General features: G+C 61.3%; 19 protein-coding genes. 7 read left to right on the forward strand and 12 right to left on the reverse strand.

Going from position 1 to position 26650, the window contains the following annotated elements; translation table 11 throughout:
- Positions 1 to 71: 71 nt before the first annotated feature.
- A complete protein-coding gene (locus tag KJA79_RS13860; protein ID WP_213042641.1) occupies positions 72 to 2798 on the reverse strand; it encodes a cation-translocating P-type ATPase in 2727 nt (908 codons plus the stop codon).
- Between the two features lie 291 nt (positions 2799 to 3089).
- On the opposite strand from KJA79_RS13860, the gene KJA79_RS13865 reads away from it, so the two are divergent.
- On the forward strand, positions 3090 to 3542 hold the full coding sequence (locus KJA79_RS13865) for a hypothetical protein (protein ID WP_213042642.1): 453 nt from the start codon (positions 3090 to 3092) through the stop codon (positions 3540 to 3542).
- A 21-nt stretch (positions 3543 to 3563) separates the two neighbouring features.
- Here KJA79_RS13865 and KJA79_RS13870 read toward each other — a convergent pair whose 3' ends face one another.
- Positions 3564 to 4181: a hypothetical protein gene (locus KJA79_RS13870; protein WP_213042643.1), complete on the reverse strand. Its 618-nt coding sequence runs from the start codon at positions 4179 to 4181 to the stop codon at positions 3564 to 3566.
- Positions 4182 to 4507: 326 nt separating this feature from the next.
- Here KJA79_RS13870 and KJA79_RS13875 point away from each other — a divergent pair, with 326 nt between their 5' ends.
- A complete protein-coding gene (locus KJA79_RS13875) occupies positions 4508 to 5497 on the forward strand; it encodes a tetratricopeptide repeat protein (protein ID WP_213042644.1) in 990 nt (329 codons plus the stop codon).
- A gap of 47 nt (positions 5498 to 5544) precedes the next feature.
- Positions 5545 to 5928 carry a PilZ domain-containing protein gene (locus KJA79_RS13880; protein WP_213042645.1) on the forward strand — a complete coding sequence of 128 codons (384 nt, stop codon included), beginning with the start codon at positions 5545 to 5547 and terminating at the stop codon, positions 5926 to 5928.
- Positions 5929 to 5965: 37 nt separating this feature from the next.
- Here KJA79_RS13880 and KJA79_RS13885 read toward each other — a convergent pair whose 3' ends face one another.
- From KJA79_RS13885 to KJA79_RS13910, 6 genes are all read right to left on the reverse strand, one after another.
- Positions 5966 to 6979, reverse strand: coding sequence for a sodium:calcium antiporter (locus KJA79_RS13885; RefSeq protein WP_213042646.1), 1014 nt, complete (start codon positions 6977 to 6979; stop codon positions 5966 to 5968).
- Between the two features lie 224 nt (positions 6980 to 7203).
- The gene (locus KJA79_RS13890) at positions 7204 to 8721 is read right to left on the reverse strand and encodes an ATP-binding protein (RefSeq protein ID WP_213042647.1); all 1518 of its coding nucleotides are present in this window, start codon (positions 8719 to 8721) and stop codon (positions 7204 to 7206) included.
- A gap of 142 nt (positions 8722 to 8863) precedes the next feature.
- Positions 8864 to 11389 carry a magnesium-translocating P-type ATPase gene (gene mgtA, locus KJA79_RS13895; protein WP_213042648.1) on the reverse strand — a complete coding sequence of 842 codons (2526 nt, stop codon included), beginning with the start codon at positions 11387 to 11389 and terminating at the stop codon, positions 8864 to 8866.
- 18 nt (positions 11390 to 11407) lie between these two features.
- Positions 11408 to 14536, reverse strand: a complete 3129-nt coding sequence (locus KJA79_RS13900; protein ID WP_213042649.1) for an efflux RND transporter permease subunit — start codon at positions 14534 to 14536, stop codon at positions 11408 to 11410.
- The gene (locus tag KJA79_RS13905) at positions 14533 to 15759 is read right to left on the reverse strand and encodes an efflux RND transporter periplasmic adaptor subunit (RefSeq protein WP_213042650.1); all 1227 of its coding nucleotides are present in this window, start codon (positions 15757 to 15759) and stop codon (positions 14533 to 14535) included. The genes KJA79_RS13900 and KJA79_RS13905 overlap by 4 nt, the downstream gene beginning before the upstream one ends.
- A 397-nt stretch (positions 15760 to 16156) precedes the next feature.
- Positions 16157 to 17011, reverse strand: a complete 855-nt coding sequence (locus tag KJA79_RS13910) for a universal stress protein (RefSeq protein WP_213042651.1) — start codon at positions 17009 to 17011, stop codon at positions 16157 to 16159.
- A gap of 638 nt (positions 17012 to 17649) precedes the next feature.
- Between KJA79_RS13910 and KJA79_RS13915 the strand changes: the two genes are divergently transcribed.
- The gene (locus KJA79_RS13915; RefSeq protein ID WP_213042652.1) at positions 17650 to 18099 is read left to right on the forward strand and encodes a GNAT family N-acetyltransferase; all 450 of its coding nucleotides are present in this window, start codon (positions 17650 to 17652) and stop codon (positions 18097 to 18099) included.
- 154 nt (positions 18100 to 18253) lie between these two features.
- Positions 18254 to 19105, forward strand: coding sequence for a class I SAM-dependent methyltransferase (locus KJA79_RS13920; RefSeq protein ID WP_213042653.1), 852 nt, complete (start codon positions 18254 to 18256; stop codon positions 19103 to 19105).
- A 45-nt stretch (positions 19106 to 19150) separates the two neighbouring features.
- On the opposite strand, the gene KJA79_RS13925 is transcribed toward KJA79_RS13920, so the two are convergent.
- The 4 genes from KJA79_RS13925 to KJA79_RS13940 all read right to left on the reverse strand — a co-directional run bounded on the left by KJA79_RS13925 (position 19151) and on the right by KJA79_RS13940 (position 23338).
- Complete coding sequence (locus tag KJA79_RS13925) at positions 19151 to 19471, reverse strand: hypothetical protein (RefSeq protein ID WP_213042654.1); 321 nt, start codon at positions 19469 to 19471, stop codon at positions 19151 to 19153.
- Positions 19472 to 19716: 245 nt separating this feature from the next.
- Positions 19717 to 21627: an alpha amylase C-terminal domain-containing protein gene (locus tag KJA79_RS13930; protein WP_213042655.1), complete on the reverse strand. Its 1911-nt coding sequence runs from the start codon at positions 21625 to 21627 to the stop codon at positions 19717 to 19719.
- A gap of 89 nt (positions 21628 to 21716) precedes the next feature.
- Complete coding sequence (locus KJA79_RS13935; RefSeq protein WP_213042656.1) at positions 21717 to 22244, reverse strand: adenylyl-sulfate kinase; 528 nt, start codon at positions 22242 to 22244, stop codon at positions 21717 to 21719.
- Between the two features lie 8 nt (positions 22245 to 22252).
- A complete protein-coding gene (locus KJA79_RS13940) occupies positions 22253 to 23338 on the reverse strand; it encodes a phosphotransferase (RefSeq protein WP_213042657.1) in 1086 nt (361 codons plus the stop codon).
- A gap of 281 nt (positions 23339 to 23619) precedes the next feature.
- Here KJA79_RS13940 and KJA79_RS13945 point away from each other — a divergent pair, with 281 nt between their 5' ends.
- Positions 23620 to 24165 carry an HPF/RaiA family ribosome-associated protein gene (locus KJA79_RS13945; protein WP_213042658.1) on the forward strand — a complete coding sequence of 182 codons (546 nt, stop codon included), beginning with the start codon at positions 23620 to 23622 and terminating at the stop codon, positions 24163 to 24165.
- A 12-nt stretch (positions 24166 to 24177) separates the two neighbouring features.
- Positions 24178 to 26589, forward strand: a complete 2412-nt coding sequence (locus tag KJA79_RS13950; RefSeq protein WP_213042659.1) for a Lon protease family protein — start codon at positions 24178 to 24180, stop codon at positions 26587 to 26589.
- The last annotated feature ends 61 nt before the right edge of the window (positions 26590 to 26650 follow it).

Consider the following 26650-nt stretch of genomic DNA (forward strand, 5'->3'; position numbering starts at 1 on the left):
CCGATTCACTGCTACGACGGACCTTCGGCCGGCGGGCTCGCCACGTGACTCGGCGCTTTCGCGACGAACCGTCAGGAATAATGCGGGCTAACCGTCTCCGGTCTTCCGCTTCGCGCACGGCTCCAGGCTTTCCACAGCTCCATCACCAGAAACGGCAGCAGCCCGAACCCAACGATCACCGACCATTCGTCGGCCCGCAGGGGAACGACTTTGAAAATCTCCTGCCCCCAAGGGCTGAGGAGAATCGCCCCCTGGAGGAGCGCCGAAACAAGCACGGCTCCCACCAGCATCCGGTTGCTGGCCACCCCGACCTGGAACAGCGAATACCGGTCGTGGCGGCAGGTAAAGGCGTGAAGAAACTGCACCAAGACCAGCGTGGTGAACGTCATCGTCCGCGCGAAGGACACTTCATCCTTCACGATCGAGAGCGCGATCCCGAACACCGCCAGCGTCGCCGCAGCCATCACCAGGCCCTGCACACAGACCGTGAGAAACCGGCCACGGTCGAGCAGCGGAGCTTGCGGGTCGCGAGGCGGCCGCTTCATCACATCGGGATCTTTCGGATCGACGGCGAGGGCGAGGGCGGGAAACCCGTCGGTCACTAAATTGATCCAGAGAATGTGGATCGGAAGGAGCGGCAGCGGCCACCCCAATACCGTGCTCCCCAGCATCACCAGGACCTCACTGAGATTGCACGACAACAGATAGTGAACCGATTTACGAATGTTCGCGTAAATGCTGCGCCCTTCTTCGACTGCGGCGGCGATGGACGCGAAGTTGTCGTCGGTCACCACCATGTCCGACGCATCCTTGGTCACATCCGTCCCAGTCACGCCCATCGCAATTCCGATGTCCGCCTCCCGCACCGCCGGCGCATCATTGACTCCGTCGCCGGTCATCGCCACGACCGCCCCTTGCGCGCGCCAGGCCCTGACGATACGGAGCTTATGTTCCGCCGAGACCCGCGCGTACACCGACACGGTCCGCACCCGTGACGCCAGATCGGCATCACTGAGCCTGTTCAGTTCAAGACCGGAAAGGGCCTGCGTCGGGCCGCTCGCGAAACCCGCCTCCCGTGCGATAGCGAGCGCCGTCTCCTTATGGTCGCCGGTGATCATGACCGTCGCGATGCCCGCCGAACGGCAGAGATCGACTGCGGATTTGGCCTCAGGACGCAAGGGGTCCTTCATGGCCGCCAGCCCCAAAAAACACAACCGCCGCTCAACCAGGTCGGGATCGAACGATGTCGGCTGCGGATCAAGGACGCGAGAAGCCAACGCCACCACACGGAGAGCCTGCCGTGCGAACTGCTGATTGACGGAAAGGATTGAATGCCGGAGCGATTCAGTCAGAGGCCGTCGCTCGCCTGTCTTCGTCACATACTCGTCGCACGAGCCGAGCAACACATCGGGCGCACCCTTCACATAGGCCACGGCCCGCTCCCCCAACCGGCGCACCATCGTCATCATCTTGCGGTCGGAATCAAACGGAAGTTCTCCCACCAGCGGCTGTGCCCGTGCCAATTCCTCTTGCACCCATCCGCCCTTTCGACCCGCAACGAGCAGCGCGCCTTCGGTGGGATCGCCCACGACCGCCCACTTGCCTTCAGCCTGTTTTAGTGAGGCGCCGTTACACAAGAGCGCCGTCCAGAGCAGCTCACGCAGCGCACCCTCACGAGGATCACCGCCGACAATCGTACCTACCGGCGCATACCCTTCTCCGGTCACCTCGATCACCAGGTCATCAATGGCCAGCTTCGTGACCGTCATTTCGTTCTTGGTCAAGGTCCCGGTTTTGTCGGTGCAAATCACCGTCGCCGCGCCCAAGGTTTCCACAGCCGGCAGGCGACGAATGAGCGCGTGCCGACTCACCATGCGCATCACCCCCAACGCCAGGGTCGTGGTCACGATCGCCGGCAATCCTTCTGGAATCGCCGCCACCGCCAGGCTGACGGCCGTCAGAAACATGTCGAAGAGTGGCTCCCCCCGCCACACTCCCAGTCCAAACACCACCAGCACGATGCCCAGCGAAAGCGCCAACAGCACATGGCCGAATTGCTCCAAACGACGTTGCAACGGGGTCGGCTCAATCGGCACCGCGGTCATCAACGTCGCAATGCGGCCCAATTCAGTCACACTACCGGTCGCCACGACGACCGCCCGGCCTTTGCCGCCGGTAACGGTGGTCCCCATGAACAGCATGTTTCGTTGATCAGCCAGAGGCAGGTCGCTGTCGGGCAAGGCCGCACTAAGCTTCTCAACCGGCGTGGACTCCCCGGTCAACGCCGCTTCCTGTGTCCGAAAGGCAGCGGCCTGGAGCAGGCGGGCATCGGCCGGAACGTGGTCCCCTGCTTCCACATCGATGATGTCGCCGGGAACCAATTCTGTCGAGGACAGATTGAGCCGCGTACCGTCACGCACGACTCGCGCATAGGTCACGGCCAGGGTGCGCAGGGCAGCCAACGATTGTTCCGCTCGATACTCCTGGAGGAATCCCAGCAAGCCGTTCAACACAACAATGGCGAGAATCGCGCCGGCGTCGATCCACTCCCCCAGCAGACCGGACACCAGTGCGGCGCCGATCAAGACCCAGACGATGAGGCTCGTAAATTGGGTGGCCAGAATATGCCACGGGGAGGGCGGCGGCGCTTCCGGCAACTCATTGCGGCCATGCACCGACAATCGGCGCGCGGCTTCCGCCTCGCTGAGCCCCGCGACCGGATCGACACCGAGTTCCCGCTCGATCTCGCCCTGCGGGCGGGCATGCCACCGCGGCCGCTGCTGCTGCTGGTCGGCCATAGTCTCCGACGTCTCCTTCCGCTTTCTCTGAGGCTGATTCCCTAGGGACAGTTCTCGCTTCCGACGCAATACGGGAACGTCACGACACGTTTAATGGAAAATCGATGACTTGGGCCTGATTCGCACAGGAGCGAAAAAAATTCCCCCTCTCCATAGGCCGGGGACTCAACCCCGGCGCAAACTCGCCGATAGAGTATCCACAAAGGACGGAGGGTGGCCCGGCAAGGGCATCGTTCCTGTGGTGGGAATAGCCGTCGCTTGACGCTGTGGATCTGTGAGAATTGGTGATCTATGACACGCTCCTCCTGGTCGTCTCCGCATCCGATTCCTGAGAATCTTCGCCGCAGCCTCAAGGACCTCCGCCACGGCCTGCTCAGCCTCCATAAATCTCTGATCGTCTCGGAACAGGTTACCTATGAACGCATCTACGGGCGCATCGCCTCGGCAGGGCAACTCCTGCAGCTGGTGATGAACGATCCCTGGTTCGCCTGGCTCCACCCCTTGTCGCACCTGGTCGTCCGCATCGACGTCGTCCTCGAAGACCAGGACGAGACCACCATTGAAACCGCGCAGGACCTGCTGGTAGAGGCGCGTCACATGCTGCGTCCTTCCGAGGAAGGCGACGGCTTCGAGCGCAGCTATTACGAGGCTCTCCAGCGGACTCCAGACGTCGTCCTGGCCCACGCCAGCGTCAAGAAACTGTTGAGCACGGCGACCACCGACGCATCCGCCGCTGCGGCCTGACCGCCCTCACCGGGCCGGCCATCAGAACAGCGGGTGGTGCGGGGAAGAGGAAAAGGGCGCGGAGCGCGGCGCGTTCCCTCGATTCCCGAGAAACCGCCATCCCTGCTTGTCTCGAACGAGATAGTGCACTTCCTGAAACCAACTATCTAGTGTCACGCGGGCGCCTGACTGCACCTCCGTCCCATAGAGGCCTCCGGTACAGGTCAACTCCACGCGAAGCCCCTCCTCGCCCTGCAGCACCTTCATCTCCGAAAAGAGATGCGTCGACGACAAGGCGCGATAGTGCTCGAAGACTTCGCTCCAAATACGCTCGACATCCGCGACATGGAGGCCGTGATAGTTGTACTCCGAGGCATAAAACTGCATGAGGGCGGCGCGATCCTGTTTTTCTAATGCCTGCTCAGCACGAGTGAATGCCGTCAGGACCTCCTTCACCGTGGGATCATTCTGTACCGCCTTGGCGCCGCTGATCGTCTTGCTCTCGCGCGTCAACACCATGTCCGGAAGCACCCGCACGACCGCATGAGCGAATCCTTCCCCCTGCCACAACAGCAGCACCGCCAACAGCTTGAGCATCTGTCCAGTCAAGCAGGCGACGCTTCCACCGGACGTGACCTTCGCTCTGCATGGTTCTCGCATCGTGACTCCTCTCCGCTCAGGATCTGCCCACTGTTCTCCGCGACACACATACATCCTTACGGACGACTATGCAACGCCGATACCGACGTTCAAGGCCGCCGGCCTCGGTGCCGCAACGAGTCATCGCAGCCAAAGACCACAGGCGTAACGGCTGACTGGCGCAAGATGCCACAGGCCACGTTCGGCTCACGGCCGGTCCTGCCTCACATCTGCGCGCGCAACTCAGGCAGCTTTTGTACTTTTTCTTTGGCCGCTGCGGTGAGAACGATAGACTACGGTGGCCACAGCATCTTCGCCCTGCGGTGAACCAAGGGCCGGGAACTCGCATGCCGCTGTCAGCGACACCCTGTGTCGTCATCGCATTCATTCTGACGCTCCTGGCGATCGACCCCGCCGGTGCGGGCGACGCGCCACACCTGGTGACGCTCGCCCTTATCGATAAACCCTGGGCGGTGCGCCTGGATGTCACCGGATTCCGCGTGCACGTGGACGGAGTGAAACCGGACGGCCGTCGATATCTGTTCGCAACCGACGACGCCCGTTCCATACAACTCTCCGTGACACTCCAAGCGGTTCCCGGACCAGCCACCGAGCAGGGTTGCCTTCTCCATTTGGAGCATGTCGCCCGGGCAACCATACCGGCGACGGACCAGGGCCCTCTTCGAGATAACAGGCGGAACCTCACCCTGCTCGAATACGTCCTACCCGCGACAGGCAAGGCTCCAGCTGAACAATTCCATCTCCTGGCCTGCACCGGCAAGGACGACGTGTATGCCGATATTCATCTCTCTCAACCGCTCGGGAAGGGCAGCGATCCCGCGTCCCTGCGCACCCTGCTGGATAGCCTTACCATCGTCGCGGCGTCCGCGCCCAGCAGTCTCGATCACTTCCGCGCAGGAAGTGCCCCCTATCTGCTGGGGAAATTCGCCCTCGCCATCCCACACTATGAACAGGCGCTCGTCCTCGAACAGGCCAACCCGACGTTGGAACAGACACTCTGGCAGCTCCTGATCCACAACCTCGGCACGGCCTACGGCCGGACCGGACGCTTCGGGCGGGCGAAAGCGACGTTCGACTATGGCCTCTCGAAGGATCCGGCGAATCCGATGTGGCACTACGAACTCGCACGCACTTACGCGGGAATGAACGACCGGGACAGGATGCTGCAAGCCCTGGATAGCGCATTCTTTCACCACCGGAATCGGCAGGGCGACAAACAGATGCCGGATCCCCGCCAAGACGGCTCATTCGGCCGGTTCATGTTGGATCCGGCCTTTCGACGGTTGGCAGAATCCCTCATGCAACCGGCCATCTGAGCAAGATTGCCAGCATACCGACGCAGCAGAGCAAGGAAGGATACGCAATGGCCAAGCGTAAGAGCACCAGGGTGGAGATGAATCGACTGATCGAGCTGCAGGGCCCACGAGGAGTCAGTCAGGGCGTCGTGCGGGACTTTTCTCCCGGAGGCTGCCGAATCCAGCAAGCCGATGTCAAGGTGAATTGCGGGATGCGCTTGACGCTGCGGATCTCACTTCCGGACCGCATCGACCCCATCGAAATCAAACCCTCCGTCGTGACCTGGGTCGGCAAGGACGCCTTCGGCGTGGAATTCCTCTCGCTGTCAACGGAAACACGGGCGCGGGTGAAAGCCGTCCACGAACTGCTGCTCGAGGCCCAAACCGCACACGAATCCGAGCGAGTCATCTCTCTTCCCGGCGTGTCCTGGACCTCATCATCTGCGAAATGAGACGCCTCCACACATTCTTGCGACAAAGCCCACATCATCAAAACAACAACAAGAGGCCGAGCAGATATCCAAGGATCATCACGAGGCTGTCTGGTTCGATAAGCCAATACCGCTTCTCAACCCGATACACGATTCCCATCAGCCCGATATTCATCATCACAATGCCCCACAGGGCGGTCAGCGCATGCGTGGAGGCGATCGCGCCGAACAGCGGCCCCTCGTGGTAGGCCAGATCGGCAAACAGGAAGGCAGCCATGTTGAACGCGTTGCTGCCGAAGAGATTGCCCACGGCAAGATCGAAGGCACCGAGCCGGACAGCGGCCAGAGACGTGACCAATTCGGGCAACGTCGTGACCACGGCCACGAGCGATGTCCCCAGGAACGTCGTACTCACACCCGATTGATCCGCGATCTCCTTGGCCGATTTCGCGAGCAGGGGCGCGGCAAGAACCAGAATCATGGTGGCCGCGAGGAATCCGATGGCTGCCCGGCGCAATCCGTCTCGCCGGACCGAGACTTGCCCCTGGTCGTCCTCGGCCGCCGCTTGGGCAAGGAGTTGCTGCGCCCGTTGACGTCGCTTGACATCTTCCTGCCGAAACACGACCCGCATGCCGAAAACATAGATCAGGAAGAGCAGGGCGCTCCCCCCTTGAATGACTGAAGACCCCGTCCCATTCCGAAACAATAGAAGAAATGCGGCCATGCCGGTCAGGAGCATGGCGAGCGCAGCCACCAGCGTATGTTCGAATGTAGCCTGCTCCCAGACCCGTTTATCACGATAGACAAGGTCAATGAGGCCGAGAGTGAACATATTGGCCAGCACCGCACCGAAGAGGTCTCCGGCGGCCAGATCCGGCGCATCGATCAGACAGGCGCTGACCGTCGTGAACACCTCGGGCAGCGACGTCGCCGCCGCCATGAACACGACACCGATCCACAGACGCCCGATTCCTGTCAGCGCAGCAATCTGATCTCCGTAACGGGAGAGTCGCGTCCCCGCGAGGACAATCGCGGCTCCGCTCAGCACGAGAATGATCCATGAGACAAGCACTTGTCACTCCTGACCACGCGCTCCGGTCATGGGAGCAAGATCCGCGATTCCGGGAGTCTGCCGACTCCCGCACGCCAGCGTCAAGCCTCCTCTACGTCGATTCGGCCGGTCGGCCACGCAACCTTGACGCCCACGGACAGTGTCGTGACTGAATGCCGGGAACTGACGGGAACCGGGATACAGAGGGGGATCGAATCAATCAGGCGGTCTTGCGATGGTCAACGTTATTGCGGCCGTCCTGGCAGGAGCAGTTCAGCCACTTTGTCGATGATGGCTTGAGGCAAAAACGGTTTCTGCAGATAGGCGGCCTGGGCGTCCACTCCATGCGCCCCCAACATATCCCCGGCATAACCGGAGATGTACAACACCCGAATATCCGGAAACATGGTCCGTGCCCCCTGGGCCAACACCGCGGCCTTCATCCTGGGCAGAATGACGTCCGTAATCAGCAGGTCGCAGCCGCCCTTGCGCAACTGCAACATCTGCAACGCCTCCACCCCGTCTGCCGCCGCCAGCACCTCATACCCCCGGTCGCGAAGCACCGCCGACACGAGACGACGAATCCCCTCGTCGTCTTCCACCAGGAGAATCGTCGCGGAAGTTTCCGGCTTGGGCCGTGGGGCAGCAACCTGTTCGGCTTCGGCGGCCTGAGACGGCACCCGCGGGAGCATGACCGTGAAGCGAGAGCCCTTACCCAGTTGACTGGTCACATCGATGTAGCCGCGACTCTCTTTCACAATGCCATAGACCGTCGCCAACCCCAGGCCCGTCCCCTTATCGGAGGCCTTGGTGCTGAAGAATGGTTCAAAAATATGAGCGAGGGTTTCTCCATCGATGCCCGATCCGGTATCCTCGACCACCAATTTGACGTACGGACCGGGAATCGCCCCCGGGTGCGCACGGACATAGGCGTCATCCAGATCGGCGTTGCCCGTTTCGATCGTCAGGATCCCTCCTTCTGCCATGGCATCGCGGGCATTCAGCGCCAGATTGAGCAACACCTGTTCGATCTGCACCGGATCCCCCAACACATGCCCAGCCTGGGGATCGAGCACGATGACGGTCTGGATCTGCTCCCCGATCAAGCGGCGCAAAATATCTTCCATGTCACGGATCAGGGTGTTGAGCGGCACATCCCGCTGCTCTAGGACCTGACGGCGACTGAAGGTCAACAGTTTCTTGGTCAACGCCGCGGCACGCGTACCCGCCTGCCCGATGACTTCGATTTCATGATGACAGGGGTGAGAGCCTAACTGCTGAGCCACCCGCTGCGCGTGTCCGATCACGACCATCAGCAGGTTATTGAAGTCATGCGCAATGCCGGCGGCCAGCCGGCCCAGGGCTTCCATTTTTTGCGACTGCCGCGCGCTCTGCTCGTCCTGCTTTCGCTGAGTCAGATCCACAATCGTTTCGATGACATGCACCCGCCCGTCGACGGTCGGTGCCTTGGCCCAATGGAACAAGAGTCGTCGGCCGTCCGGCATGTCTACCTGCTCCGAGACCACGCCGTCTCTGATCAGGGCATCGGGCATGCGACAAAAGTCACAAGGTGAGGGCTTCCCCGCGATTTTTTCATGACAGCGTGCGCCCGCCATGTCGCCGAAGGTGCCCAGGCTGGTCTGATTTTGAAACTGCACGGCATGGCCGGCAGGATCGATGACCGTCACCACCACCGGCTGCGAGTTCAGCAGGACTTGCGGATCATAGGAACGACCATTGGACGATTGCGGAGAGCCGGTCATGAGCGTCCTCGTGTGAAGCGAAGGATGGAGCAAACCAGACGAGCGTATGTCTTTGGTTGTACTACATCACCGCATACAGTCAAGGAGATGATCGATTGCAGGGGACGATATGTAGGAATCCGTGAAGGCCGCCCCGCATCCCTTAGCCACCGTTCTTCGGCTTCCGGTAGAACAGGAGTTTGGCCAACTCTGCCGCGCCGACGTACGCGACGAGAATGCCGATCAGTGCTGCCCAAAACAGGGGCGGCAAGGGCTCAAACCCCAACATCGCACCGACCGGCGTAACCGGCAGCAGCATGGTCGCCAATCCCACCAACAGGGTCGAGAGCCACAACCCCCTGGACGGGCGACTGGTCACACAGGGTCGCCTCGTACGAATCACCAGCACGATGACCGAGGCAGAGAGCACCGACTCGACAAACCAGCCGGTCCTGAACTGACCAGTCGTCGACTGCAGGACCAGCAGCAAGACGGCGAAGGTGAGGTAGTCGAAGAACGAGCTCACGAATCCAAAGGTCAGCATGAAACGGCGAATGAACGGAATGTCCCAACGCCTCGGCCGATCGATCAGCTCGGGATCGACATGGTCGGTCGCAATGGTCATTTCCGGAATATCGGTCAGGACATTCGTCAGCAGAATCTGCTTCGGCAACAGGGGGAGAAACGGAAGAAACAGCGAGGCACCGGCCATGCTGAACATGTTCCCGAAATTCGCGCTCGTGGCCATGAATACATACTTCAGCGTATTCGCGAAGGTCTTGCGCCCCTCGCGTACGCCTTCCACCAACACGCTCAAATCCTGTTCCAACAGGACGAGGTCCGCGGCCTCTTTGGCGACATCCACCGCCTGATCGACGGAAATACCGACATCGGCGGCGTGCAGTGCCGGGGCGTCGTTGATGCCGTCCCCCAGATACCCGACCACATGACCCGATCCGCGTAACGCGCGAATGATCCGTTCTTTTTGATTCGGCTCGATTTCGGCGAAGATATCGACATCAGAGGCACTTGCGCGCAGCGCATCCTCGCTCATCCCGCGCAAATCATTTCCGGTCAGGAGACGCGGAGCCGCCAGGCCGACCTCACGCCCCACATGAGCCGCCGCCGGCGCCTGATCCCCCGTCACGATCTTCAGCGCCACGCCGAGTCGCCTGAGTGTGCTCACCGTCTCGGCAATGCCGGGCTTGAGCGGGTCGGCAAACACCAAGAGCCCGAGGAACGTCATGCCGGCTTCGTGCTCCTTCGAGACACGATCGAGTCCTCCCATATCCCGGCAGGCCAGGCCGATCGTGCGAAACCCCTGCCCGCTCAACAGGCGAACCTGCTCCCTCACCGATCGGCGAACCTGCTCGATCGGCACAAGCGCGCCATCGCCCTGCTCCGCCTGAAGACAGATCGTCAGCATGCTCTCGACCGCGCCTTTGGTGATCAACACGTGTGTCTGCGGAGCGGCCACCAGGATCGAGAGCCGCTTGCGCACGAAATCGTACGGCTCTTCGTCCAGTTTGTGGTGACCGGCGAGCTCGAAGACCCGGTCTCGACGCAACGCCTCATCCAGCGGATTCGGGAACCCCGTTTCGAACACCGCGTTCAGATAGCCGAGGAACAGCACGCGCTCGCTGGACTCACCCGCCACGTTGAGGGCCGCATGCAGCCGCATCGACCCCTCGGTCAACGTGCCGGTCTTGTCGGAACACAACACGGTCATACTGCCGAAATTCTCGATCGAGGCCAGGCGTTTGACGACAACGCGTTGTTCCGCCATGCGTCTCGCGCCATGGGAAAGGTTCACGCTGATGATGGCGGGCAACAATTGCGGCGTCAGTCCCACCGCCAAGGCCATGGAGAACAAAAAGGATTCCAGGACCGGACGCTCAAGGTAGACGTTCACCGCAAAAATGGCGAATACCAGAAGAAGGGTCACCTCCAACAGGAGATACCCGAACCGTCGCACGCCGCGCTCAAACTCCGTCTCCGTCGGCCGAACGGCCAGCCGGTGAGCAATGCGACCGAACTCGGTCTCCTTGCCCACCCTCACGATCACCGCACGAGCCTGCCCGCTCACGACATGGGTGCCAAGAAAGAGGCTATTCGTGCGCTTCTGCAGCGGCATGTCGCCGGACAATGTCGCCGTGGATTTCTCGACCGGATAGGTCTCCCCCGTCAACGTCGCCTCATCGACAAAGAGATCCTTGGCCTCCAACAATCGCGCATCACCGGGCAGGCTGGACCCGGCGGATAATTCCACGACATCACCTGGCACGACCGTGTCCGCCGGAACTTCGATAAGCAGACCGTCCCGCCGGACTCGAGCCGTGACTTGAACAAGAGCCAACAGCCCTGCCACGGCGCGCGCGGCGCTATATTCCTGCCAGAAACTCAAGAGGGCGCTGGCCAGGATAATCCCAAGGATGATCAGCGCATCGCTGCGCTCCGCCAGAAACAGCGACACCCCGGAAGCGAACAGGAGAATGAGGATGATCGGGCTGCGGAACTGCGCCAGTAGCATGCGGACCGGCTGACTGTCGCGGCTCGGCTTCAGCCTGGATGGGAGGGCAAGCACCTGTCGTCGTTCCGCCTCGGCGGCAGAAAGCCCCTCCCGCGTGACCGTCAATTCACGCAGCAGCGTCTCTTCGGGAAGGGCCCAGAAAGATCGTCCGTTCAGCATCGCACCAGCCACCCGCCGTCACACCCACTCCGGGGCATGCTCTTTTGCACTCTCCCGCTCAGCGAACGTCCGATACAACGCCGGCAACACCAGGAGGGTAAGGGCCGTCGACGTAAACAGGCCCCCGACGACCACTGTGGCCAACGGCCGTTGCACCTCCGCGCCGATCCCCTGCGCCAACACCAGCGGCAGGAGCCCCAGCAGAGTCGTCATCATGGTCATCACGACCGGGCGAAGCCGCAACACGCAGCCGGTCATGATCGCCGCTTCCGTCGGTTGTCCTTCGTTCCGCAGCTGATTGATGTACGACACGAGGACGATGCCGTTGCCGACGGCCAGGCCGAACAGTTCGATGAAGCCGATCGACGCGGGAACGCTCAAGTACTGCCCGCTCACCCACAACGAGACGACACCTCCGATCAACGCAAACGGCAGATTCAGGATGATCAAGGCGGCATACCGCAGCGAATGAAACGCCCAGAACAGTAGAAAAAACACCAACCCAAGCGTGATCGGCACGACCAGCATCAACCGCGCGTTGGCACGCTCCATATTCTCGAACGCGCCGCCCCAGGTCACGGTATACCCCTGCGGCAACCGAATGCCTTCCGCCAGTTTCTTCCGCCCTTCATCAACGACGCTCCCGATGTCCCGCCCCACGACGTTGAACCCGATATAGATCCGTCGCTTCGCCTGCTCCCGACTGATGCGCGCCGGCCCTTCCCGCATGTCGATCGCCGCCAGTTCGCTCAACGGGATTGGTGCGCCCGAAGCCGACCGCACCCGGATATTTCCGATCGCCCCGACGCTGTTACGGTACGATTCCGGAAAGCGAAGAATGAGCTGAAAACGGCGCTCTCCCTCGTACACATGCGTGGCCGGCTTGCCGCCCACCGCCGTGGTGATAATGGCCTGTACATCCGACACGTTGATGCCGTAACGGGCGATCTTCTGGCGGTCGATGTCGATGGTGAGGTAGGGCTGGCCGGCGACCTGCTCGACTTTGACGTCCTTCACCCCTTCGATGGTCCGCATGAGGTCCGCAATGCCTTCCGCATGCTGATACAGCAGATCCAGATCATCACCGAACAGTTTGATCGCGCATTCGGTCCTGATACCGGAAATCAATTCATCGACGCGTTCCTGAATCGGCTGGCTCATCAACACCGAGATTCCGGGAATGTCCGCCAGGCGCCGCCGGATCGCTTCGACCAGACCGGCCTGTGTCTGCGCGGTGGTCCAGGTGTCACGAGGACGCAACGTCACGATCGGATCACTTTCATTCGGTTCCTCCGGGCCTACGGCGATATCCGGTCTCCCGATCTTGCTGACCGACATACGCACTTCCGGCAATTCCAGCATGACCTTCTGTGTTTGCATCTCGATGGCGATCGACTCCTCCAGCGAGACACTCGGCAACCGCACAATCTGCGGGGTCAACGCCCCCTCCTCCAGGATCGGAATAAATTCCCGCCCCACAAACGGCAGGAGCATCAGACTTGCCAGCACCAGGGCGGTCGACCCCAACAGGACCGGTGCGCGGTGGTCCAGCGTCCAGTGCAGCACCGGCTGATACCGGTCCTTCATCCACAGGGTCAACCGCGTCTCTTCCGGGTGATCGCCACGCAAAACAAGGGAGGCCAGCACTGGCGATAACGTCAACGTCACGATCACCGAGGCCAACAGCGAAATCACCAACGTATAGGCCAGAGGGGCAAACATCTTCCCTTCCATGCCGTGCAGGGTCATCAACGGAAGAAACACGACGCTGATGATCAAGATGCCGAAGAGAATCGGCCGCCCCACCTCGTTGGTCGCCCGGAAAATGACCTCCAACCGGGCGCGCTGCTGCAGCCGATTTTCAGACAGGTGACGATAGATATTCTCGACCACCACCAGCGAGCCGTCGGCAATTTCGCCGATGCCGATCGCCAAGCCACCCAACGTCATGAGGTTGGCGGACAGCCCCGCCCGCTGCATGATGAGGAACGTGATCAACGGCGTGACGAACAACGATACCGTCACCACGACCGCGCTCCGGAGATGCCCGAGGAACAGAAAAAATACCAGAGTGACCAGAACGATGCCTTCGATCAAGGCATCGCGCACGGTATGAATCGCCGCACGGACGAGTTCGATCCGATCGTAGAAGGGGACGATCCTGAGGCCGTCCGGCAACAGCCCATCCCGGTGCACAGCCTCGACCCGCTGCTTCACCGCCTGCACCACTTCCCGCGCGTTTCCACCTCGCAACATCAGCACCGTGCCGGCCACCACCTCGCGCTCTCCGTTCAAGACGGCGGCCCCATGTCGCACGGCATGACCGATCTGGACCTCAGCCACATCGCGCACAAACACCGGCACGCCATCGGCTTCCTTGACGACGATGCGCTCGATATCCGGCAGACTCTTGATCAGTCCCAACCCGCGAACAATGGCTCGTTCAGCATGCCGTTCCAGGACATTGCCCCCGGCATTGGCATTGTTTTTTTCGACGGCCTCGAAGATGTCCCGCAGAGTCAGCCCGTACTTCCTCAACTTGTCGGGCTCGACCAGCACCTGAAATTGCTTCACAAACCCGCCCAGCCCGTTCACGTCGATCACACCCGGCACAGTCTTCAGTAACGGGCGCAATACCCAATCCTGCACCGTTCGCTGGTTGGTCAAGGTCATCACCCGCGAGGCGGAATCGGCCCCCTCCGGTTCAGCACCGTCGAGATAATATTGATAAATCTCCCCGAGCCCGGTCGTCACCGGCGCCAGCACCGGCTCGAGTCCTGCGGGAAGCCGCTCCCGGACGGCCATGATCCGTTCCAACACCAGCTGGCGAGCGAAGTACACATCCACGTCGTCCGCGAACACCACCGTCAGCTGGGACAGTGCGAACTTGGAGATCGAGCGGATTTCTTTCAAACCGGGCAACCCGCTCATCTGCAATTCGATCGGGTAGGTAATGAACCGTTCCACTTCGACCGGAGACAAGCCTGGAGCTTCCGTTAACACCTGCACCTGCACATTGGTCACGTCGGGATAGGCATCGATCGGAATCGACTGAAAGGCGAACAGACCGGCCACTGCGCACAAGCAGGCCAGGCCGAGGATCAGAATCCGTTGGCGCAGGGAGAATTCCAGCAATGACGCGATCATTGAGTGGGCTCGATCTTGTGGATGTCGAGTTCGGACTTGATCGCGAAGGCCCCCTTGACGACCACGTCCTCCCCGTCGCGCAGGCCTTCCAGGACGATCACCTTCCCATCCTGCTCCTCGCCCAGACGCACCCGCCTGAGCTCAAAGCGCTGTCCTGGCTGCCGCACGAACAACACCTTGCCCCCTCCCTCCTGTTGCACAGCGGCCAGGGGCACGGCCAACACGTCCGGTTGCGGCGAGGCATCGACCCGCACCATGGCAAACATCTCCGGTTTCAACACCCGCTCCGGGTTGGGGACGGTGACACGAATCCGCATGGTCCTGGTCGCCTGATCCAGCACGTCGCTGATGTAGGTCATGCGCCCGGAAAACAACCCGTGGGGATAGGCCGCCACCACGACATGCACCGTCTCATTCGGATGAATGAAGCGCACGTCTTTCTCCGGGACGCTGGCTACCACCCAGACGTCGGAGAGGTCGGCGATGGTAAAGCAGTGCCGCGAGGTTTCTACCACTTCACCCCGCGTGATGTTACGCAGAATCACGCGCCCCGCGAAGGGCGCCCGGATCGCAACGTCGGACCGAATCGTCCGGTCCCGTTCGAGCCGCTGAATTTCCTGGTCCGGCACGCCCAGCAGCTTCAATCGATGCAAGGCCTCGCGCGCGTCCGCCTGCGCGGTCTTCATCTCCGCCTCCCGGCGTTGCAGCTCGGCCAGACTGATCGCTCGATGCTCATGGAGATTGGCCGCCCGCTCATAGGCCAACTGCGCTTCGTGCTGGCGCGCTGCGGTCTTGAGATAAAGTCCCTCCGCCATGCCCAGGTCCGCACTGTCGAGCAGGGCCAGCCGTTCGCCCTTTTTGACATCTTTCCCCACATCGACCAACACCTCGACCACCCGCCCCCGGATCAACGTCGTGACTTCCGCCAGTTCGTTTTCGTTGGCATGGATGGTCGCCGGAAATTCACGGTGAAGGGTAAACGGTTCCTTCTTCACCGTCACGACCTCGATGCCAGCCCGGACGACTTCCGCCTCCGTCAGATGCACCACTCCATTGGCCGCCCGATCCGCCGGCTTGTCAGGCGGCGGAGGCGCCACCGGATCACGGTCGCAACCGGCCCCTGCCGTCAGGAGAGCGGCGAGCAGCAGGCACGACCCGACCAGTCGGCACAGGACACCACCTCGCCGGTGCTGCGGCAAACATGCGCGCCCTGAGTTCGTCATTCGAGAGGCCATGCGTCGATGATCTGCTTGACGTACCCCTGCTGCTCTGATAACCAGCAGGGAACATGCCGCGGGGGGAATCGAGATTTCGACAGGAACGACAAGGCCATCGCAGCGTTTTGCTACGCTACTGAAGAGAGAAACGGGGTGAAATGCCACAGCCGAGGATTCCCCCACCGAGGATACGGCGCGGGATTGTCCGCCCTTCACCCACATGATTCATGAGCGCTTCTGCTGCACGCGCCGAGCCGCTGCTGCGACGAGCCTTCGGCCAGCGGGCTCGCCCCTCGGACCCTCAACGTACTGCACGAGTACGCTTCGAGCCCTCCCGGCTCCTCGCGCCGGTCTCGCGACGCGGCCCGACGCTTTCGCGACGAATCGTCATGAATCATGCGGGTTAGCGGACCACCAGCACCGAGCAGTGGCTGTGTTGAACCACCTTGGTTGAAACACTCCCGAGCAGAAACCGAGCCACGGCGCCCATACCTTTGGCGCCGGTCACAATCAAGTCGACCTTCTTTTTTGACGCCACTTTCAAGATCTCATCCGCCGGTTTGCCGAGTTGCACCACCTCATCCACCACATACCCGGCCTTGATCAGCTTGTTCGCACATTGTTCGACCAGACGAGCCCCTGCTTCCTTGACCTCGGGATATTTCAAGAACGGCATGGCATGCATCACCACCACATCGATCGGTTCCAACCCTTCCCGAGCCTCAGGCTGTATCTTGGTCAGGAGAAACCGCAGGGCCTTCTCCGAGGCCTTCGATCCGTCCGCGGCGAACAGAATCCGGGTCAACGGGCGCGGTTCTTCCTTCACGATCAGCACCGAGCAGGGTGCATGCAACGTCACCTGCGTCGAGACGCTCCCGAGCATCAGACGGTCGAGCGCGTCCAACCCGCGACTCCCGATTGCCAACAGTCCGTCGCGTTTCGGGGCCGCTTCAAGAATGGTGGGACCTGCCGCACCGCGTTCCGAGACCAGCTTGCCCTTCAGCTTGAGGGCGGCCATTTGCGCTTTGGCCTCGGCCATGGTCGTCTTCGCTCGTGCTTCAATCCGCTTGATTTCCTCTTGAATGAACGGTTCATTCCCGATCACCACCGGTTGAAACATGAAGGGCGCGCGCAACGCCTCCACGTCAGTCACATGCAGGAGAGTCACCTCCGGTTTGTCCGCCAGGGGCATCCGTGCCACCCATTCCGTCGCCCACTTGCCGTACTTCGATCCATCGGTTGCAATCAACACTTTCATAGGTCGCCTCTTCTGATTCGGTCTGCCGTCTCTTTATTATTTGTTGAGCAAGCGATGTGCCAGCCTGACGCATCTTCGCCGCAACGGATCGTCGGGTCAATAGGTTCTTTTGACGAGAAGAAGGAGGAACGCAGAAGGGAAGAGAAGGGCAAGTCGCCCGAGAGGGGCTGATGTCGACCGAATGGGACGAGGATTCAGCGGAGGCGCCCGTACACAGCGGTCGAGCGTGGGGCAGCACAGCCGAGCGACTCAGGTTTCCAGGCAAATCGTCGGGCGCTGTTTCGACCAGCCCTTCGCCAGGCCACCTGCCAAAGCAGAGACCAGACCGATCGGAGAAATGCCCAACTGAAAGGGCTCGGAGCCTCCGTCTTTCTCCCGACCCGGCACCAGGAATTCCACATTCCGGCCCTGATCCTCCGGCCGGCCACGACATCATAGCTTCGACGTTGAGTGTTCACGCAGGACCTCCCATCGCTACACCGGAGCCACTCGGCTCATCGCCCGCCTCGCACCAGAGACAGACGCGCACGATGAACGGTACCATGTGGTTGCCGCTCCGCCAAAAGAGATTTACATTTGGTGCGCCGTACAGAGGGAGTCGGCAACGAAATCGGGCCGATTAACAAAGCCGGAGGATCATGACGGAGCAGGGCGCGCAGAGGCGAGTCGACCTTGTCGAATGGCACAGCGCTGAAGCAGACATCCGCGCAATCCGTGAAACGGTGTTCATCCACGAACAGGGCGTGCCGGTAGAACTGGAGTGGGACGGGCTCGACTCATCCTGCGCCCACGTGCTGGCGTGGAACGACCATGGAGAAGCGATCGGCACGGCGCGCATGCAACCGAGCGGCACGATCGGCCGCATGGCGGTCCTCAAGGACTGGCGCGGGCGAGGGGTCGGACGGGCGCTGCTTCAGACGCTGCTGGATCTGGCGGTGAGGCAAGGACTCCCACGTGTGGCCCTGTCTGCTCAGACCCACGCGCTTGGATTTTATGAACGAGCCGGATTCCGCGTCACCGGCGAGCCGTTTATGGACGCCGGCATTCCGCACCGGAAGATGGAGAAGGAGCTCATGGTGCCGTCGTAAGCAAGCCGACGGAAATTCTGGTCCTTCTGAGGGCGCGCGTTCCGCGAGCAGAAGAATCACCAGGCCTCCGACTCTCCTGTTGAACTCGTGACACCCCGCTGCCCTTTGTGTTTTTCATTGGCGGAGGTGGGCGACTGAGCGAGACTGATGCCCTATGGGAACAACATCTCCCGCGACATCCCGATCAGCATCTGAACTCACGGCTTCGTCAGCCGATTTGCAGCCGGCATCTCTCCGTTATTCTCTCGTGCAGCGCTGCCGCTCGCTTTATCATGGCCTGTGGTTACGCCTCTCCGAGCGGGTGCGCTGGTCGAGACGGCCCTATCATGAAACGCCGGTCGGCCACTTCTCTGATCTCGCTCCGTGGCAAACCACTCGAATCGAGGCATTGCGGGCGCGGTATGACGCGGGCTTCGAATCCCGCTATGGCCATCATACCGCGCTGGCCAACTATGCCTATCTCGATGTGCTGGACCAGGCCTGGAACGCCACAGCTCGCCCGATACCCGAAGGTGGCCGTGTGACGGATGTGGGCTGCGCAAATTTCTGGTACGCGCTCACGCTCCACAAGTTTTTTCGCCCGGCCATATTGACGGGTGTGGATGTGGAAGGATTTCGGCTCTACCCCACCGGTTACAGTCGTTATGACGCCGCAGCCGGATACATCACCGACCTTCCGCAGACCTCATTTGTCGTCGCGGACTACAGCATGCTGGAGGAACAGGCCGATGTGATTACGGCATGGTTTCCGTTTGTCACACCAGCGCCGGTCCTGGCCTGGAGACTGCCGTTGACACTCTTTTCGCCGGAACGATTCTTTCTCCGCATTGCGCGCAATCTTGCAGGGAGCGGCACTTTTTTCATGGTCAATCAAGGCCTGGAGGAGGCTGACCTTGCGGCCGATTATTGCCGTCGCGCGGGACTCCGCTCGCAAGGTCAGTGGGTTCATCCGCAGCCATTGCGACCGCGGCCCCATCCCCCGGTCGCCTCCTGGTGGAGGATCTAGCCGGTTGTGAGACGATCCTGCCCCTTCGCATATTTCTACTGCTGCTCATTTGCGACGTGACATCTGTCGGCCAGGCTCGGATCGCCGATCGACCTTCACGATGTTCACAATCTGCTCGTCCAGATCGACCTCAATGCGTACCAGTTCTCCCTTCGTCAACGATGCGCGCGTCATCCCCACCGACTCAGCGACTCGTAAGATGCGCAATTGACCATCTTGGGTCTTGAAGGTGAGCAGCTGGTTACGCACGTCCAGCTGCTCAACCGAGCTGAGCGGAAACACCACGGCAGTCTGCTGCGCACAAACCGGGCCGACTGCCACGAGACACCAGGCACACAGAAGAGCCGCCGGAATACCTCTGTTCATCGTGACCTCCTTTCGAACAGTCCTGCGCGGCCGGAGAACCAGTCACGCCGCGCTCAGCACCACTCTACGGCCGGAGCCTTCGTCAGTCTGTCGCCGTTGGTGCCATTCTCCAGCGGGCGTCTCCGCCGCAACCTGAGGCCGGCCCTGTTACGAAGAAGTCTTGGAGCAATGACAGGCGTGGAAACTCGTCGCGGAAGTCGGTCGTGACGGCTGACGGTGTCTGGCGTGCAACTAAATCGAACACGCTACCGGGAGAAGACGAGGAGACTGTTGGCAGGCAGCACGAGGGCGGCGGAATAGTCGAAACCATGCATGGGGTTCGCTGTGGCCGTGACACGCCCACTGTTCCCCTCGATACCGGCATTGACCCAGTTCTCATAGGCATCGCTGTTGAATGTTTCACGCCAGTCGCCCGCACCGGGAAAGCCGACCCGATAGCCGACACGAGTAAAATTGGCAAGGTGCAGGACCACCAGCACGTCAAGGCCTTCCCCAACGACCCAGCGGTGAAACGCGAGGACACGGTTCTGATCGTGCACATGCACCACACGAAACCCTTCCCCTCGCAAGCCTGGAGACCGTCGCCGAACCGCCAACAGTTCTCTCGTGAACCGCAGATGATCCAGCATTTGCCTGTCCCCCTGATCCAGGCCGGCCCAATGGAGCAGCAGGTTGCCGTGCGCCACGAAATCATCGGACCACTGCTTGTCCTCCAGAAATTCCTGCCCCATGAACAACATCGGGATGCCCGGCGCGGTCAGACTCAGGCCGGTGGCCACACGCGCGCGGCTGCGAGCGAACCAGGACCGCGGATGGTCCGGATCGCCGAGCCGGGCGATGCGTAACTCCCTCCCCTTGTAGACCAGATCGTGGTTCTCCGGCCCCTGCACAAACCGCCACTGCCGAGGGAACCCCTCCGGCCAGAGGCTGCGCGCCAACCCGGTCATGTCGAGCGGCCGTTCATCCGGCGCGCTGGCATTCGCAATGACATCGCGAATGGCGATCCGCAATCCATCTGTCAGCGTGGTGTCAAACCCGGCGCCGACCGGAGGCGGAGTGACGATGAAGGGGTTCACATCCCAATACTCGGCATGGTGCAACGTCTCCGGCCGCTGCGCATGCACCGTATCGGTAAGGTCCTGGCAAAATCGCCAGCCGTCCGGTGCGCCGTCATGATCGATCACGCTGACCTGATCGTACCGGAATCCGTCGACTCGATATTCACTCAAGAAAAACTTGGCATTCTGAATCAGAAAATCCCGCACCTCCGGCTTGGCAAAATCGAAGACCAGCCCACCCGCGTGGCCCCGGTCGGTGAAGTACAACGAATTCCGCTGCCCGCCGGAACCGGATTGCCGGTCGAAAAAATACAGGCTCTGGTCACCGAAATCCCCGCCTGCATGGTTGTAGACCACATCGAGCAAGACGGCCAGGCCATAACAATGCGCCAGATCGACCAGAGCCTTGAGCTGATTCATTTCCCCGCGGACATCCGCCGCCTGGTACCGACGCAGACCCTTCGCATCCAGGAGCTTGTTCACCTCCGCCACATAGGCAGGCAGGTCGGCATCGGCTACGGCGAAATCCATTTCTGGCGAAAAATAATCTGTCCCGTTGTACCCGAGGCTGAAGCTGGTCTGGAATTCCTGAATGGGCATCAATTGCAGGGCTGTGACGCCGAGTTCGGCAAGATAGGGCAACTTGCGCGCCACGTCGAGAAACGTGCCGCCCTTCCGTGGCAGGTTGGGCGTAAAAAAGGTGCCGACATGGAGTTGGTAGATCACGAATTCGTGAAACGGCGGCGGAACATACCCACAGTCGTGCCAAGGAAAGTCCGTGCGGCGAATGATGCATTCAGCAGGAAAGGGTGATTCCAGTTCGCGGGCGTACGGGTCGCGCTTGAGCCCTTCGCTTCCTTCCCCGATGACATAGAACATGTACCGCTGGCGGTCCTTCACGCCGGGAAGAAAACCCCGCCAATGCCCAAGCTGATCCCGCGTGAGCAACGCCGCGTCATTCCGCACGCGATGATTGAAGTCGCCGACGACATAGACGGCCTTCGCCTGCGGAGCCCACACGCGAAAGGTCGCGCCGCCGGCCACGAGGTTGGCACCCATCGGTGTGTCGGTATGGATGTGTGCGAGTGAGGCGGGCATAGGCACCTTCGAAGCAGCAGTCACAGTGACAGGCGCATCCTATCGAATGCCGCTGCACCGAACAAGAGAGACGCGACAGAACCTACCCCTCACCTTGGGCGAGCGGCACGAATCAGCGCCACGATCCGATCCGCGGCGACGTCAGACGAGGTGACCGTCGTATCGATAGCCAACGCCGGCGAGGCGGGTGGTTCATACGTCTCCTGCAGCCCGGGGACGGTGGACGACCCGCCTTCCAACCCTCGCCTGTACGTCCCCTTCTTGTCGCGCTGCATGCAGACTTCCAGCGGACACTCGATGGAAACTTCCAACAAGCCGGGAATCAACGTGCGTGCAAATTCCCGATAGGCCCGACGGCTCGCGGTGGCATCGAAGATCACATTGACCCCATGGGCCAGAAGTCTGGCCCCCATAAACCCCAAGGCCCGATAAAACAGATCCCGCTCCTCGCGCGAGTAGCTGGCCTCCGGCGTCAACACCCGACGGAGGGCATCGGACTCCAGCACCTCCACGGTCATGCCCAGGGCCGAAAGTTTGGGGAGCAGCCGCTCGACGATCGAGCTTTTCCCCGAGGCCGGGAGCCCTGTAAGCCAGATGGCGAAGGGGGCGCGGGTCATCACAGCACTCATTCGCAATAACGATTGATATCCGCCGGGTCGAAGCGCGATGTCGCCAACACATTCTCGATGAACCGGAAAATCTTCCGCCGCACGGTCACGGTGAGTTTCGGGTACCAGAGTGGGCTGGCCAACACCAGCCCTCGAAACGCGAAGAATGGGGCCGTCGTCTCCAGGACGCCCTGGTCGCGACTCTCCATAAGATAACGATCCCAGAAGGAACGGAAGACGACTTCCAGCGCTCCCTTCAGCGAGCCATGCCGGCAAAGCGAAAAAAACAGATAATTGATCGACATCGACGTGACGTCGTCGGCCGGTTCGCCCCATTCCCCGCGCGAACGGTCCAGCACTGAAAAGTCGGCGCCACGGCGAAACAACACATTCCAAGGATGAAAATCGCCGTGCACCTGTGACAGCCTGGCATGCTTGCCACGCAGCCGCCACCGCCAGACATTGCAGGCCACTTCTATCCGCTGCAGCAACTCCTCTGTGATAAACGCAAACCGATCCGGGTAACTGTCCGTCAGCCCCATGATGCATTCGCCGTGGCCCAGCAACTCCCGCAGTCGCCGCCGGTACAACTGCGGGTCCTTGTGTTTCTTGCGGTGAATCGTCGCCAAGTACCCGGCCAGGGCCTCCGTCCGTTTCCGGTCGAGGGCGGTGGGCCTCTTCGCTCCCGCAAGCCGTTCCAGATCCTTGTGATAGGTCTCACCATCCGACCATTGGGTCAGCAAGAAAAACTCTTTGGCCTTGGCCACGGACATCAACTCGCCGTCTTCCGTAAACGCGCCCACATCCAAGGCGGCGATGTGCCTGGGGAGGCGACCGTAGCAGTCATAGTCCCACAGCATGGCCTGCGCCCGGTCGGCCGGATGCTCATGACCGAACGGACCGGGACTCATCGTGCCCAGCACCACCCGGCGGGTCTGGTCCCCCTGGCAGAACGTCAACCGGACCGGCGCGCCATAGCCATACTGCTTATGGCGCGCCCCACTCGTTTCTTTTCCGATCGGTCCATAGGCAAGCAATTCGGCACTCGGACCGAACCGAGTTTTGAGATAGGCCTCCAGGGCAGACTTTCTTAACACCGGCATGCCCTGGCTCCACGCAAAACATGTTCCAGAAAACGCCCGCTTAGACGAGTGATTTCCCCATGCACTGGCGCATTGAGCTTCAGCCAGGCCATAGCCACTGAGGAATTTTGCGCCAGTCTCGGCCCCTGTTGAGTCCGGCCGAGTTCCAGATGCTCGGCAAATGCCTCACTTTCAGCCGATTCATCGGCATGCGCCTACCGGCAGCCTGCCATGGGGAAGGCATGTGCTTTGCTGAGACAGGGCGTGGAGAGTACCCTGATCTGAGACGAGAGGAGGAACGCATGAACCTAGAAGTCGAGGCCCGCAACATCGCCATGACCCCGCGGTGGAAAACCGAAATCGAAGAGCGAATGGCCGCCCTGCAACGTGGCCATGACGATATCATCCACGGGCGCGTCACGCTGACGAAAAACCGCCATCACAAGAAGCTGGACAATGTCGCCGAGGCGCTCGTGCTCGTCACGGTGCCGACCCGGCAGACCCTCACCTCCCGCAAGGAAGACAAGACCTTCGAAGAGGCGATCCGGGCCGCCTTCGATGCGGTAGCCATCGAGCTGCGGAAATATCGTGAAAAACGCGCTGACAAAGTTGCGCGGATCGAACCGCTGCCGCAACTCCGTGGCGTGGTGAGCAAAGTCTTCCCGAACCAGGGGTACGGCTTCATCCTGAAAGACGGAGGCGGGGAAGTCTATTTCCACAAGAATGCGCTGAAAGGCCTCTCCTTCGACGAGGTGCAAGATGGCCTGGAAGTGCTCTTCGAGAGCGAACCCGGTGAGAAGGGCCTGCATGCCACCATCGTACAAGCGCCTCACCTCCTGAAACCGTAGGAGCGGGAACCGATGTTGGACAAACACAAGCTTCCCGCGAGTCTGCTGGCCCCGAATGTCGATCCCAGTCGCTTGGGATTCGAGGATACGAGTGAGATCGAACCGCTGGAGGACACCATCGGACAGGAGCGGGCTGTCGAGGCCTTGGAGTTCGGCCTGCAGATGACTAGTTCCGGGTTCAACATTTTTGTCTCCGGACCGGTGGGAACCGGTAAGGGCACACTGGTGAGGCAGATGGTGAAACGTCTGGCCCAGACCGCGCCGCCGCCGTCCGACTGGTGTTATGTCCACAACTTTCACGATGCCTCACGCCCCACCTGCCTGTCGTTTCCCGCGGGACAGGGGGCCGCGTTCAAACGCGAGATGGGCGCGTTCATCGATGGGCTCCGCCGCGATATTCCCGCCGCCTTTGAAGGGAAGAAATACCTCGACGCGAAAGCCAAAATCATCGAGGACACGGAAGGAAAAAAAAAGGCCCTCTTTCACGAACTCACGACCCTCTGCCATCAACGTGGGTTCGGATTCGAAGAGACGCCGGTGGGCTTCGGGCTCGTCCCGCTCAAAGACGACCGCCCGATGAACGAGAAGGAAATGGAGGCACTGTCCGAACAGGCTCAACAGGAACTGACCGAGCGGCGGCAATCGCTGGAAAGCGACATGCGGGAATTTCACGTTCGCATGCACACGCTCGAACGGGAGGCCGAGCAGGCTCTGCACCATCTCGACCATCAAATCGTCGCCAACGTCATGAAAGGCGCCTACGAAACGCTGCTGCACACGTACCAACGTCTCCAGCCGGTGACGACGTATCTCCAATGCGTCCACCACGATATCATTCACCAGTACAAAGATTTCCTGCCGCATAGCGCACCGATGCTGCCGATCCCCGGATTGGAGCAAGCACGGCGTCCGGACATGACACGATTCGCCGTCAACCTGATCGTGGCCCGTGATGCCTCCGCCGGCGCGCCCGTGGTCGACGAATCGCATCCGACCTATAGTAACCTCATCGGGAAGATTGAGCGGCGCGCCCACCTAGGCGTGATGTATACCGACTTCACCGAGATCCGTGCCGGCGCGATGCTCCAGGCCAACGGCGGCTACCTGATCCTGCAAGCCCTGGATCTGCTCCGCCAACCGTTTTCCTGGGAGGCGCTCAAGCGGGTCATCAAAACCGGCGCGGTCACCATTGAGGACCCGGCGGAATTTTACGGCTTCGCCACCGCCGGCCTGCGACCTGAGCCGATCCCCGTCTCGGTCAAAGTCATCCTGGTCGGCACCGCCGGCATCTACCATCTGCTCCAGGCCTACGAGGAAGACTTCGCCAAGCTGTTCAAGGTGAAGGCCGATTTCGACGTGGAAGTTCCCCATGACGAGCGGCAAGAGCGGCAGTATGCGCGCTTCGTGGCGAAACTCTGTCGCGAGGAAGCATTGCCGCCCTTCGGCGCCGACGCCGTGGCGGAAGTGATTCGCCAGGGCTTCCGCTTCGCCGACCGGCATGATCGGTTGTCCCTGCGGTTCAGCCTGGTGAGCGACCTGATCCGCGAAGCCGGCTATTGGGCCAGAAAAGACGGTCACTCCTTCGTGACGCGGGCGGACGTGGAATCGGCCCTGGCGCACCAGCGTCGACGTGCCGATCTGCCGGAGCAATGGATTCAGGATGAGATCAAAGAAGGCACGTTGATGGTCGATCTGCAAGGCGAAGTCGTCGGCCAGGTCAATGGGTTGTCTGTCTACCAACTCGGCGACTATGCCTTCGGCCGCCCGACAAGGATCACCGCCCGCACCTACGTCGGGACGAAGGGCGTGATCGACATCCAACGCGAGGTCGAACTGGCCGGGCATATCCACAGCAAGGGCGTCATGACACTGGCCGGATTTCTGGCGGGAAAATTCGCCGGGCTGCAACCCTTCGCCCTCAGCGCCACCTTGACCTTCGAACAGACCTACTCCGAGGTCGAAGGAGACAGCGCCGCCGTCGCCGAGCTGACCGCGGTGCTCTCAAGCCTTTCGGCCCTCCCTGTCCGCCAGTCCCTGGCCGTCACCGGCTCGGTGAATCAACTTGGAGAAATTCAGCCCATCGGCGGCGTGAATGAAAAGATCGAGGGCTTCTTCGAATCCTGCAAACGGCGCGGCCTCACCGGCACGCAGGGTGTGATCATCCCCGCGCGTAACACCAAGCACCTCGCGCTGAACCGGGAAGTGGTCACAGCGGTGGAAGAGGGGAAATTCGCCGTCTATGGTGTCGACACCATCGAGCAGGCGCTTGAACTCCTCATCGGGGTGCCCGCCGGAGAACGAGGAGCAGACGGAACCTTCCCGCCCGAGAGCATCTACGGCCGCACCGCCGCACGGCTGGATGAGCTGGCGCAAATCGTCGCCAGCTGGGGAGAGGCGGAGGAGAGCAACAAGGTCAACGATTAGCAGGTGCGCCAGCGGCGTATCGGCGAGGGCATCAGCCCCCTGCCTCGATCGCCGATGAGGG

This window comes from Nitrospira defluvii (assembly GCF_905220995.1).
In the GTDB taxonomy this organism is placed as follows: domain Bacteria; phylum Nitrospirota; class Nitrospiria; order Nitrospirales; family Nitrospiraceae; genus Nitrospira_A; species Nitrospira_A defluvii_C.

Bases quoted from the DNA above. Each gene is read 5' to 3' on its own strand.
- KJA79_RS13860 (WP_213042641.1), bottom strand. From the start codon at position 2,798: ATGGCCGACCAGCAGCAGCAGCGGCCGCGGTGGCATGCCCGCCCGCAG.
- KJA79_RS13865 (WP_213042642.1), top strand. From the start codon at position 3,090: ATGACACGCTCCTCCTGGTCGTCTCCGCATCCGATTCCTGAGAATCTT.
- KJA79_RS13870 (WP_213042643.1), bottom strand. From the start codon at position 4,181: ATGCGAGAACCATGCAGAGCGAAGGTCACGTCCGGTGGAAGCGTCGCC.
- KJA79_RS13875 (WP_213042644.1), top strand. From the start codon at position 4,508: ATGCCGCTGTCAGCGACACCCTGTGTCGTCATCGCATTCATTCTGACG.
- KJA79_RS13880 (WP_213042645.1), top strand. From the start codon at position 5,545: ATGGCCAAGCGTAAGAGCACCAGGGTGGAGATGAATCGACTGATCGAG.
- KJA79_RS13890 (WP_213042647.1), bottom strand. From the start codon at position 8,721: ATGACCGGCTCTCCGCAATCGTCCAATGGTCGTTCCTATGATCCGCAA.
- mgtA (WP_213042648.1), bottom strand. From the start codon at position 11,389: ATGCTGAACGGACGATCTTTCTGGGCCCTTCCCGAAGAGACGCTGCTG.
- KJA79_RS13900 (WP_213042649.1), bottom strand. From the start codon at position 14,536: ATGATCGCGTCATTGCTGGAATTCTCCCTGCGCCAACGGATTCTGATC.
- KJA79_RS13905 (WP_213042650.1), bottom strand. From the start codon at position 15,759: ATGACGAACTCAGGGCGCGCATGTTTGCCGCAGCACCGGCGAGGTGGT.
- KJA79_RS13910 (WP_213042651.1), bottom strand. From the start codon at position 17,011: ATGAAAGTGTTGATTGCAACCGATGGATCGAAGTACGGCAAGTGGGCG.
- KJA79_RS13915 (WP_213042652.1), top strand. From the start codon at position 17,650: ATGACGGAGCAGGGCGCGCAGAGGCGAGTCGACCTTGTCGAATGGCAC.
- KJA79_RS13920 (WP_213042653.1), top strand. From the start codon at position 18,254: ATGGGAACAACATCTCCCGCGACATCCCGATCAGCATCTGAACTCACG.
- KJA79_RS13925 (WP_213042654.1), bottom strand. From the start codon at position 19,471: ATGAACAGAGGTATTCCGGCGGCTCTTCTGTGTGCCTGGTGTCTCGTG.
- KJA79_RS13930 (WP_213042655.1), bottom strand. From the start codon at position 21,627: ATGCCCGCCTCACTCGCACACATCCATACCGACACACCGATGGGTGCC.
- KJA79_RS13935 (WP_213042656.1), bottom strand. From the start codon at position 22,244: ATGACCCGCGCCCCCTTCGCCATCTGGCTTACAGGGCTCCCGGCCTCG.
- KJA79_RS13940 (WP_213042657.1), bottom strand. From the start codon at position 23,338: ATGCCGGTGTTAAGAAAGTCTGCCCTGGAGGCCTATCTCAAAACTCGG.
- KJA79_RS13945 (WP_213042658.1), top strand. From the start codon at position 23,620: ATGAACCTAGAAGTCGAGGCCCGCAACATCGCCATGACCCCGCGGTGG.
- KJA79_RS13950 (WP_213042659.1), top strand. From the start codon at position 24,178: ATGTTGGACAAACACAAGCTTCCCGCGAGTCTGCTGGCCCCGAATGTC.